11 protein-coding genes are annotated in these 10,635 nt (G+C 39.0%); 7 read left to right on the top strand and 4 right to left on the bottom strand.

Going from position 1 to position 10,635, the window contains the following annotated elements; translation table 11 throughout:
- Window positions 1-521: 521 nt before the first annotated feature.
- From J8M01_RS23420 to J8M01_RS23405, 4 genes are all read right to left on the bottom strand, one after another.
- Window positions 522-791, bottom strand: coding sequence for a hypothetical protein (locus J8M01_RS23420; RefSeq protein ID WP_211059545.1), 270 nt, complete (start codon window positions 789-791; stop codon window positions 522-524).
- Window positions 792-939: 148 nt separating this feature from the next.
- Entirely contained in the window at window positions 940-1,086 is a 147-nt protein-coding gene (locus J8M01_RS23415; RefSeq protein WP_211059544.1) for a transposase, read from the bottom strand.
- A gap of 49 nt (window positions 1,087-1,135) precedes the next feature.
- Entirely contained in the window at window positions 1,136-1,378 is a 243-nt protein-coding gene (locus J8M01_RS23410; RefSeq protein ID WP_211059543.1) for a hypothetical protein, read from the bottom strand.
- 26 nt (window positions 1,379-1,404) lie between these two features.
- Window positions 1,405-2,004 carry a short chain dehydrogenase gene (locus J8M01_RS23405; protein ID WP_211059542.1) on the bottom strand — a complete coding sequence of 200 codons (600 nt, stop codon included), beginning with the start codon at window positions 2,002-2,004 and terminating at the stop codon, window positions 1,405-1,407.
- A 95-nt stretch (window positions 2,005-2,099) separates the two neighbouring features.
- Here J8M01_RS23405 and J8M01_RS23400 point away from each other — a divergent pair, with 95 nt between their 5' ends.
- The 7 genes from J8M01_RS23400 (at window position 2,100) to J8M01_RS23370 (ending at window position 9,993) form a co-directional block, all read left to right on the top strand.
- Window positions 2,100-2,993, top strand: coding sequence for a LysR family transcriptional regulator (locus J8M01_RS23400; protein WP_348772776.1), 894 nt, complete (start codon window positions 2,100-2,102; stop codon window positions 2,991-2,993).
- 184 nt (window positions 2,994-3,177) lie between these two features.
- The gene (locus tag J8M01_RS23395) at window positions 3,178-3,561 is read left to right on the top strand and encodes a response regulator (protein WP_192508548.1); all 384 of its coding nucleotides are present in this window, start codon (window positions 3,178-3,180) and stop codon (window positions 3,559-3,561) included.
- Window positions 3,558-4,463: a MoxR family ATPase gene (locus J8M01_RS23390; RefSeq protein ID WP_211059541.1), complete on the top strand. Its 906-nt coding sequence runs from the start codon at window positions 3,558-3,560 to the stop codon at window positions 4,461-4,463. The genes J8M01_RS23395 and J8M01_RS23390 overlap by 4 nt, the downstream gene beginning before the upstream one ends.
- Window positions 4,463-5,395: a DUF58 domain-containing protein gene (locus J8M01_RS23385; RefSeq protein WP_211059540.1), complete on the top strand. Its 933-nt coding sequence runs from the start codon at window positions 4,463-4,465 to the stop codon at window positions 5,393-5,395. Before J8M01_RS23390 ends, J8M01_RS23385 begins: the two co-directional genes overlap by 1 nt.
- 4 nt (window positions 5,396-5,399) lie before the next feature.
- Window positions 5,400-7,319 carry a DUF3488 and transglutaminase-like domain-containing protein gene (locus J8M01_RS23380; RefSeq protein ID WP_282100544.1) on the top strand — a complete coding sequence of 640 codons (1,920 nt, stop codon included), beginning with the start codon at window positions 5,400-5,402 and terminating at the stop codon, window positions 7,317-7,319.
- Complete coding sequence (locus J8M01_RS23375; protein ID WP_211059538.1) at window positions 7,316-8,638, top strand: Na+/H+ antiporter NhaC family protein; 1,323 nt, start codon at window positions 7,316-7,318, stop codon at window positions 8,636-8,638. The genes J8M01_RS23380 and J8M01_RS23375 overlap by 4 nt, the downstream gene beginning before the upstream one ends.
- A gap of 182 nt (window positions 8,639-8,820) precedes the next feature.
- Window positions 8,821-9,993, top strand: coding sequence for a nucleotide sugar dehydrogenase (locus tag J8M01_RS23370; RefSeq protein ID WP_211052743.1), 1,173 nt, complete (start codon window positions 8,821-8,823; stop codon window positions 9,991-9,993).
- The last annotated feature ends 642 nt before the right edge of the window (window positions 9,994-10,635 follow it).

Raw genomic sequence — 10,635 nt, 5'->3', positions numbered from 1 at the left:
TGCCCATTCCCTCCAAATTAACCTTAGAAACCAAATTGCTCATAAATTAGCTATGATAACACCTCATAATAAAGGTGTATCAATATGGCAAAGACGACCTGTAAATTTAGTACAGATCTTTCATATAATTTTATGCAGCCTCAAGGTAACCAATTGGTGTCATATCGGGGTCGCTCATAATTATAAATATCTAACATAAATCTAGCCCCTATTCACGATAACTTCGGTTAAACCTTTCCACAAAACCGTTTTGGTAAGGGCTACCTAGTTTTATAAATTCCAACTTGATGTTGTTTTCTATTGTCCAATGTAGTTGAGGTAAACTCAGGGCCATGGTACACATTGAGTTATGCTCACTGAACAATCTATTTTTGAAGGTGTCGACCATTCACTAATACTTATAGTGAGTAAACAATAAGTGGAGTTAACTAATGATCGACATCACCAATAATAGTAAAAATTTAACCTTAGTTGCGATCGATATCGCAAAGAAAAGTCATGACGTCTCAAAAAGTGGTTGACTAAATAGGTAGTCCGTTATCGACTCTAATTTGCTTTGGTTTACCGCGCCAAGGTCTCAAGTTTAGTTTTAGCATGTTGTAAACGCGTTCATCACGCTTTTTGTTCCGAGGCTTACCCTTATTGCGAAGCCTTTTGAATAGTTTAGGTAGCCCCCACCTTTGATGGCGCTCTACCAGCGCAAGTAATGCATCGATAACTTCATCATCTAACGGCCGTTTATGTTTGTAATAAAAAACTGAGCGGCTTAGCCCTGCCACTTCCACAAGCAAATGCGACGCTGACGTTAAATTGAGCTCTTAAATGCTCTACCCAAGCTCTGCCCTACTTGTTTTGCGATGATATCCTCAAGCATCGAGTGCTGTTAGGCTAAGCGTTAGTTTACGGTTTTCTTCTTCAAGCTCTTTGAGGCGTTTAACATCACATACCACCATACTTTGAGCGCCATTTGTAAAATGTACTTTGGCCGATACCCTGTTTACGGCAAATTTCAGGTACAGGAATACCCGCCTCAGCTTCTTTGATCATACTGACAATGTGAGTTTCGGTGAACTTGCTTTTTCTCATCGTAAATTTTCCTATTTTAGTTAATGGAAAATTCTACTTATGAACTGTTTCATTTTTTGGGGGAGTTACAAACACTGTGCGTCAATTTAATTTTGGGAAAACGCTTTTTGAACATATCTAGATAATAATCTGCTTGATCATCCTTATCCCCCCCAGCTCGAAGTATCAGTTGACCGCCCTCCTTAACCGCTTCTGCATATAGCTCATCTAATGATCGTGTTTCTATAGTGTTCGCTAATACATTTGGCATTATGAGTATTAGGGTGATTAAAATCGTAATTAGTCTTTTCATTATGTTCTTCCTATGAGCTTAGTTATCTAAATATAATCAGGAGTATTCAACGTAGTTCCATGCATTGAACCCTCTACTGCTGACACGTAAGCTTTGGCAGTATCACTTGCCGATAACCCTGCATCAGTATCCATTCCCATCATCGCCATCGTTTCTTTAACAAAAATTGGCGATACAATATTCAGTCGTATCTCTTCTAGCTCTAATGCAGCTGCTTTCACAAAACTCTCTAATGCGCCATTAACCATACTTACAGCAACACTGCCGCGCATGGGTTCACGTGATAATATGCCTGACGTCAACGTGACTGAGCCGCCAACATTAATATAATTCCGGCCAAATCGTACTAAATTCACCTGACCCATCAGTTTGTTACTAAGTGCAAGTTCATATTCGTCGTCTGGTAGTTGATCAAAAGCTCCAAAATTTGCAACACCTGCGGTACAAACAACAGCATCGACGTTGCCAACATGTTTAAACATACTCTGAATTGAAACCTTACTACCAAGGTCTACTCTTACATCGCCATCTGTATACCCTGCTGCTATCAGTTCATTACTGGTTTCAAGATATTTGGCTACCGATTTACCAATTAGGCCTGTACCACCAATTAATAGAATTTTCATTAGCTTTCTCTTTTATAGTATGTGATTGATATTGGAATCAGGTTAACTATTAATTTAGAATGGATAAATAATCTATAAATGAAATCATTGTTCACGTGAAAAGAAAAATAGACATTGTTCGCGCCATTAATACATTTAGACTAGTTGTGGAGTATGGAAGCTTTAGCAAAGCAGCCGATCATTTAAGTGTGGTTGTTTCTGCTGTGAGCAGACAAGTTTCTGACTTAGAACAACATTTCGGTTGCCAACTATTATATCGCACCACTAGAGCTATGAGTCTAACTGCGGAGGGGGAGTATTATCTGGAGGAATTTACTGAATTAGTTAATCGTTTGGATATGCTTGAACACCAGGCTGAAATTAATCAAAAAGCGATTACAGGGCATATTCGGATGACGGCTCCCCCTGATGCCGAAGAGCTGGGGATCACGCGCTTAGTCAGTGAGTTTATGATAAAAAACCCAGGGGTAAAAGTCACAATTATGCTACTCAACCGCTATGTGAATTTAGTTGAGGAAGGTATAGACCTTGCTGTTAGAGTTCATGAATTATCTGATTCTCGTTTAGTGGCACGCCAATTCAGTCAGTTAAATGTGTTATATGTCGCAAGTCCAGCCTATTTAGCAAAACACGGTACGCCAAAACACCCAAGGGAATTAAGTGAACATAATTGCGTTATTGATAGCTCGATTCGTAAACCCGGAAGATGGCGGTACTATGAAGGTGAATTAGAAAAACACGTTAATGTTATGGGTCAAATTGAAGTTAACTACGGTAATATCGCAGCAGATTATTCAGCCGATGGTCTCGGCATTGCATTTTTGCCTGATTTCTTGGTGCGACGTTACTTAAATACTGGTAAGTTAGTACCAATATTAGAGTCATTTCAAATACCTTCAGCACCAGTTTCACTCGTCTATCCAGCTAATCGGATAAAAAATCCTGCATTAAGTGAATTGGTACGGTACCTAATTAATAATGCACCTTAGTTATTACGATACATTCAACTTTGGGGAACATTCTACGGTTTCAATCGAGAAATATAATATCGGACATTAAATTGGTTACTACATTACTGATATATGTAATTTAGTGTAATCATAGTAAAAGTTATTGAGCTTGATAAATCCATGGATTAGTATGAACGCAGATGTAAAAAAGAAGTCTCTTTATATGGAATTTGTAAAACCACTTGAACCAATTTTAATTGTTGATGATGTAAAAGAAATTAGAGAGTACCTATGTGAGATTTTATCTAACCTTGGGTTCGAAGAAATTTTAGAATCAAAAGATTTTGATTCTGCAAAACCGCTGTTAGCAAGTAAAGAGCCCGGCGTTGTCTTTTTAGACATCGAACTACCGGATACAGACGGTACTCGAATTTTAGAATTTGTGAACGATAACTACCCTAACACGCATGTAATTATGTGCTCTGGTCACAATAGCCTTGAAAATGTTCAAAATACTTGGGAACTGGGCGCGAAAGGATTTATTGCTAAGCCGTTTAATGCTAAAAAAGTAGACACTGTTTTAAAACGATTAGAATTAATTACATGAATCAATTTGTCACCCCAATATTGGGTGCGTTATCTCACATAATTTATGGTAAAGACGAACAAATAAAGCATGCTGTGTGTAGCTTACTTTGTAAAGGCCATTTGTTAATTGAAGATTTACCTGGTATGGGTAAAACCACATTATCACACGGATTAGCTAATGTATTAGGGCTTAGCTATCAACGGGTCCAATTCACCAGTGATTTATTGCCTGCAGATATTACAGGTTCTGCTATTTTTAATACTTCCGAGCATTCATTTACGTTTCATCCTGGACCGATATTTAGCCAAGTGATGCTCGCTGACGAGATTAACCGAGCAAGCCCAAAAACTCAAAGTGCATTATTAGAAGCAATGGAAGAGCGACAAGTAACGGTTGATGGTGAAAGCCATGCATTACCTAGTCCTTTCTTTGTGATTGCTACGCAAAACCCATTGCACCAGTCGGGTACGCACCCCCTGCCTGAATCTCAGTTAGATCGATTTTTCATGCGGATCAGTCTCGGGTACCCAAATGAAGACGCCGAGAAAAAACTTATTTTAGGCATTAAAGACAGTATTGATACACAATTGCACCAAGTGATCAGTGAAGAACAGCTTACTCAACTTCAGTTGCAGGTTACTTGTGTTAAATTGGCGGAGCCTGTTGTTGAGTATATTCTGGCTCTCGTGCGCTTTACGCGAGAGAGTGGTTTGTTTGCAGATCCGCTTTCACCCCGTGCGAGTATCGCTTTAGGTGCTGCGACTAAAGCTTGGGCGTTAATGCAAGGACGAGAATATGCAACCCCTGATGATGTGCAAGCTGTATTTGGGCCGGTTGCAGCACACAGATTGAACCTTTCATGTAATGAACAAGAAAAAGTCATATCAAGTATTATAGAGCAAGTATTGGTTCCTGTTTAATGCCGCCCTTATTTCAAAATTTACTTGATAAGATTTTAAGCAAAAAACACCAGTGCGAAAGTATCGTTTTTAAGCATGACTCTATCTACGTTGTACCTTCTAAAGGGGGCTTTGGCTTTTTAAGTATTGCGCTATTAAATTTTATACTTGGCATTAATTACCAGAATAACCTGATATTGGCAGTGTCTTACATCATGGTTATATTACTCGTTGTTTCCCTAATATATGGCTATTTAAACTTCAAAGGTCTTGGCTTAAGGCTTATTCACGCACAAGCTGATCATGCTGGAGGCAAAACGGATGCGGTGTTTGAATTAATAACGGATAAAAACCGATTTGATATCTCGATTCATCATATCAAGACAGGTGCAATTACTATATGTGATTTTTTATCGCAAACGAGCATAACCAAGAGCAATTTAAAACTCCCTCGTGGCGTGCATCTTATTGGGAAGTTTAAAGTCTTTAGCCACTACCCGTTTGGCCTTGTTCGAGTATGGAGTTATCTAATTTCTCAGCAGAAGCTCTATGTCTATCCTGCGCCTTTAAATGCCAATACTGATATGTCTTCGATTGAAACAAATAATGGAGCAAAGCAAAACCTTCTCGTTGCAGATAGCAACGATGAATTTAAAGAGCTTATTAATTATCAAAAGGGAATGAGTTTACATCAAGTATCTTGGCGTCATTATGCAAAGAATCAAGAAATGCTGGTGAAGAACTATGTCGGGGAACAAAGGGCCAGTGTTGGGTTTGATTTTAATTTGTTAACTGGTACCGTCGAAGAAAGATTGAGTAAATTGTGTTTTTTAGTGTTACAGGCAACTGAAAATCAGCAACCGTTCGCAATGAAGTTGCCTAATAGGGTTCTTGATAGTGGGTCTGGGCGCCAACATTGCCAAGTTAGCTTGGAGATCTTAAGTGAACACTAAACTAATGATCGTAACAGTAATCTACGTCTTTATGAGTTTGCTATTAATATCTGAATTAGGGATCCCGTTTACTGCACTCATTGGGTCATTAGCCATTTGGCACCTTTTTCTATGGAAATACAAAACGACCTCTCCATCAAATACTGCGCTTAACGTGCTGGCCGTTATTGGAATGGTTATATTATTGCTTTCGATTGGGGTAGATAATTCCGTATCGCTGTTTGTCTCTTTAATGGTGTTAGCTTGCCAACTGAAAGTGATACAGGCACAGAGTCAACGGCAATTTCAGCAGATCACAACGCTAAATTTTTTTACAATCCCTTGTTTATTTCTTTTCTCACAAAGCTTATACATGACCTTGATAGTGCTATGCTCACTGGGAATAAACTTGGGGTTAATGATAGCCCTTTCACATAGACAACCACTTTTATACGCAAGCAAAGATGCCTTTAAGAAGCTTATCCTGATTTTACCAATCAGTGCACTATTGGTTATCTTCTTACCTAAGTTACCAGCATTTTGGCAATTACCCGGGCCTAGTTTAGCTAAAACAGGGCTATCTGAAGACGTCAATCCTTTTAACATCGCACAGTTGTCTCAATCGGATGAACTTGCCTTTAGGGCAATTATTGATGATAAACAACGTTTCAATTCGCCTTTTTATTGGCGCGCAATTATCCACGACAAATATGATGGCGCATCTTGGTTGAAATCTAACCAACAAAATATTCCACTACGAACCAATGTAAATGTGTCGGGTGCTGGATATCGGGTGATTGCAGAATCAAGCAACCTGCCATGGCTGTTCTCGCTTGGCACGAGTGTCAGTTATACGGGTGGCGTATCGCGTAACCAGTTTGGTACGCTTTTTCGCTCAAACGCGATGTCAAACAATTTTGAGTATCAAGCGTTTTCATATCAACAAAATTTAATTGAACTTACTCGCTGGGAGTACAGAAAAAATACTCAATTTCCCAATCAGCTGAATAAACGTGCACAAACGCTGGCTCAACAGTGGGATACGCAATCAAGCACAACAGCTGCGTTTATTAAGCTTATGAAACAGTATTTCATAAGTAATAACTATCGTTATACGCTAACGCCTGCAGCAATGATGAATGAAAATACCATAGATGAGTTTTTGTTTGAACAAAAAGCGGGGTTTTGTGGGCATTATGCGTCTTCTGTTGCGATGATGATGCGTAGTGTTGGCATCCCTACTCGTCTTGTTTCTGGCTACTTAGGGGGAGAATATAGTGTAAAAAATAATTACTATAGCGTTTACCAATATGATGCGCATGCATGGGTAGAATACTACACACCAGGCCAAGGTTGGCAAGCAATAGACCCAACTGCCTGGGTTTCGCCTGAACGACTACTAGGGTCTTTATCTCAGCACTCATCATTGTCAGCGGAGTTTCAAGCAAATTTAGGGATCAGTTTGGTCGCATTTACAGGTATTCCTGGTGTGCAATGGTTAAGGCTTAAATTAGAAGAATACGACTATCAATGGACAAGATGGGTATTGAACTTTGATGAAAGTAAACAGCGTTCATTCTTAGAAAAAGTGTTTGGGAAAAGCGGTAGATCGTTATCTGGTGTGGTGGCTATCATTTTCGTAACGTTCACTCTGATAGCCGTATATTGGTATATGCAGCGCCCGAGTAAAGTAAATAAGCCCACCGCTGTGGTATTGTTTGAAAGACTAAGTCAAATAAGCAAATATTCAAATCTAAATATGAGCCCCTATCAACTGATTGAAGCGCTAAAACACAGTTACCCTGAACAGGAAGTTGAATTAGAGCAGTTTTATCAAGACTTTTCTTCTTTTCGCTATCAAGGAAAATCATTCAGTAAGACACAGCGAATATCAGCACTTAAGCTGATAAAATCAATAAAAAGAAAAACAAAGAGAGATTTATGAATGCAGTAATAATAGGTGTATTGCTTATGCTTACACTGTCTTTAGTTAGAGTTAATGTAATTGTTGCAATGACCGTTAGCGCGATGGTTGCTGGGTTATCGGCAGGATTAGACTTATCTACCACACTCAACGCCTTTAACGACGGCTTATCTGGCGGTGCTGAAATTGCTTTGAGTTATGCTATGCTCGGTGGTTTTGCGGTTGCTATCTCGAAATCAGGGTTAACACAAATTCTCGCCCAAAAATTATTAATAAAGGTTGAAGGTGCAAAAGATAACCATACAAGGGCCTTAAGTTTTATGATTATGACCATAATACTTGGTTGTGCTATTGCGTCACAAAACCTGGTTCCAGTTCACATTGCTTTTATTCCAATTCTTATCCCCCCCCTACTCGTTATTTTGAATAAACTAACGTTAGATAGAAGAGCTATCGCGTGTATTTTAACATTTGGACTTGCCACCTCCTACATGGTATTGCCCTACGGATTTGGCGGTATATATCTCTACTCAATTTTACATAAAAACCTCGCCGATAATGGCTTAGAGATCGTTAGCACACAAGTTCCCTTCGCAATGGTGATACCAGCAGTCGGTATGCTTGTTGGATTATGTGTTGCATTATTATTCAGCTATAGAGCAAAACGAATATATAAAAATGAAAGTATGCCTTCTACTCCTGTACTAGCGGCAATAGAGAACCCAAAGAAGGTGATGATCATTGGTAGTATCGCGGTAATTTGCTCACTAATCGCTCAAAACATTAGTGGTTCAATGATACTCGGGGGCCTTGTTGGCGTCATGATGTTTAGCGTATTTGGCATTGTAAAGTGGGAGCAAAGCTCAGACGTTTTTAGCAAAGGTGTCGCTATGATGGCAATGATTGGGTTTATTATGATTTCTGCTCAAGGGTTTGCATCGGTAATGAAAGCAACGGGAGATGTGGCTAGTTTAGTTGCTACTAGTGCTGACTTTATAGGTGACAATAAGCCACTCGCAGCAGCGATGATACTCATTGTTGGATTATTAATAACAATGGGGATTGGTAGTTCATTTTCTACAGTGCCTATTATTGCCACTCTTTTTGTGCCTCTGTGCTTAGAAGTGGGTTTTTCAGCTACGGCAACCGCTGCACTTGTCGGAACGGCTGGTGCTTTGGGTGATGCAGGCTCTCCTGCATCAGATTCAACATTGGGTCCAACTTCAGGGTTAAACGCCGACGGTCAACATGATCATATATGGGATTCAGTTGTACCAACGTTTATTCACTTTAATATTCCACTGCTTATTTTTGGTTGGATTGCTGCGATGGTTTTATAGTTCACGCTGCTATTTGCGTTTCATTATGCAAATGAAAAAGGGGACTGGTGACGGAAGTCCTTTATTATAAATTTATCTTGTTGATTTATAAGGAAATTAATTCATTTAACACAATCTGAAAAAATAGCCCAAATATTGCTGTATTGGGAATAGACAAAAAATATCAATAGTAAGGTTATATTATGGGTTTTCATATTACCGTTGTAGGATTAGGTTATGTAGGTTTGGCAAACGCATTGCTGCTGTCTCAACACAATACCGTTTCAGCACTAGAAACTAACCCCGATCGTGTTAACTTAATAAATAAAAGCATGTCTCCAATTCAAGATCATGAAATTGAACAATTTCTAGCACAACGCGAACATTGCATTTTTGCGACAACGGATCCATTTCTAGCATTAGAACATGCTGATTTTATTGTCGTTGCAACTCCAACCGATTATGATCCTGATACTCAATACTTTAATACTACAAGTGTAGAAAATGTCATCGCACAGGCATTGGAAATTAACCCTCTAGCCACCATCATTATAAAGTCAACGGTGCCTGTTGGTTTTACTGAAAAAATGAAATCAAAACATCGTACCGATAACATCATCTTCTCTCCTGAATTTCTTAGAGAGGGAAAAGCCTTATACGATAATTTATACCCCTCAAGAATCATACTTGGTGCATTGTCAGAACAAGCCAATACGTTTGCCAGATTACTGAAGCAAGGTGCGCATAAACAAGACGTTAAGGTACTTCTCACACATTCAACAGAAGCAGAAGCCATTAAGTTATTTTCTAATACTTACCTCGCTATGCGGGTGGCATTTTTTAATGAGTTAGATACATATTGCGAAGCAAAAGACCTTAATACGAAAGAAATTATTGACGGAGTAAGTTTAGACGTTCGAATTGGTGACCATTATAATAACCCTTCGTTTGGTTATGGGGGATATTGCTTACCAAAAGATACAAAGCAATTACTCGCAAACTTTGAAGGTGTCCCTAACGATATGATATCGGCTATCGTATCAGCAAATGAGACACGAAAACAGCACATCGTTAACACTATCATGGCGAAAACCCCTAGAAAAGTAGGTGTTTACCGTTTAATTATGAAGACAGGCTCTGACAACTTTAGAGAGTCTGCAATATTAGATGTAATTTCCCATTTACACCATGCTGGTGCAGAAATTGTTGTATATGAACCCAATTTACATGCACCTTTATCAGACAATTTTTCACTGAATAATTCGTTGTCATCATTTAAAGCAGAATGTGACTTAATCATTACTAATAGAGTGGTCGATGAATTAGATGATGTCACCGATAAATTATATACGCGAGATTTATTTCATAAGGATTGAGTATCTATAGAAGGCTCTGCTACAACATGTTATTCATGGTTGTTTCAAGGGCTTTCACAGGTTCTACAGGGTGTTGTCACTTAATATTTGTGTTGTGACCCAAGACATAAATACATCTATTCGGGCACGCCGAGGCGAATTTAATTCAAAAAATAGCGCTCAACGGCGTTTGAGTGAGGGAAATTAAGTGGATGGAATAGTTAGCGGCCCTGACTTGTTGATAGCTGCGTCACCCAAATAGTCAACGATAAGTGCAACTCCATACCCGTTTAGTAGTACATTTATAGCCATATCTGTTGAGTTTACTGTTGTCCATTTACTTGTTCTTTGAGGTTTAAAATATTATGAAAGTGAGCCCAACTTTGCCAATCGTATGGACCGGCATTCCCCAACATTCGAAATTTCTGACACTGTGTCAATATTAATATTGTGAGCTTCACTAAAGTCTGTCGCACATATATGAAGACCATGCCTTTACCGAAGGATGGGCAATCTTTCGGCTAGCACATCAACACCAAAAACTTTATCGTGCAGCAGGTGACAATGGACTATTTGTCCCTTGTGTTACAGATAACAGCGACATTCTTGACACCTGTACCCATTTAATTCCCTGTAAATGTGATGTGTATGCCCGAACTATCT

It is taken from the genome of Pseudoalteromonas sp. MMG005, assembly GCF_018101015.1.
Taxonomy (GTDB): domain Bacteria; phylum Pseudomonadota; class Gammaproteobacteria; order Enterobacterales; family Alteromonadaceae; genus Pseudoalteromonas; species Pseudoalteromonas aurantia.
Note: the sequence above shows the minus strand (reverse complement) of the source record. Positions and strands in the feature narration are given on the sequence as shown.

Excerpts from the sequence above, each read along its gene's own strand:
- J8M01_RS23415 (WP_211059544.1), bottom strand. The coding sequence starts at position 1,086 with ATGAGAAAAAGCAAGTTCACCGAAACTCACATTGTCAGTATGATCAAA.
- J8M01_RS23410 (WP_211059543.1), bottom strand. The coding sequence starts at position 1,378 with ATGAAAAGACTAATTACGATTTTAATCACCCTAATACTCATAATGCCA.
- J8M01_RS23405 (WP_211059542.1), bottom strand. The coding sequence starts at position 2,004 with ATGAAAATTCTATTAATTGGTGGTACAGGCCTAATTGGTAAATCGGTA.
- J8M01_RS23395 (WP_192508548.1), top strand. The coding sequence starts at position 3,178 with ATGGAATTTGTAAAACCACTTGAACCAATTTTAATTGTTGATGATGTA.
- J8M01_RS23390 (WP_211059541.1), top strand. The coding sequence starts at position 3,558 with ATGAATCAATTTGTCACCCCAATATTGGGTGCGTTATCTCACATAATT.
- J8M01_RS23385 (WP_211059540.1), top strand. The coding sequence starts at position 4,463 with ATGCCGCCCTTATTTCAAAATTTACTTGATAAGATTTTAAGCAAAAAA.
- J8M01_RS23380 (WP_282100544.1), top strand. The coding sequence starts at position 5,400 with ATGATCGTAACAGTAATCTACGTCTTTATGAGTTTGCTATTAATATCT.
- J8M01_RS23375 (WP_211059538.1), top strand. The coding sequence starts at position 7,316 with ATGAATGCAGTAATAATAGGTGTATTGCTTATGCTTACACTGTCTTTA.
- J8M01_RS23370 (WP_211052743.1), top strand. The coding sequence starts at position 8,821 with ATGGGTTTTCATATTACCGTTGTAGGATTAGGTTATGTAGGTTTGGCA.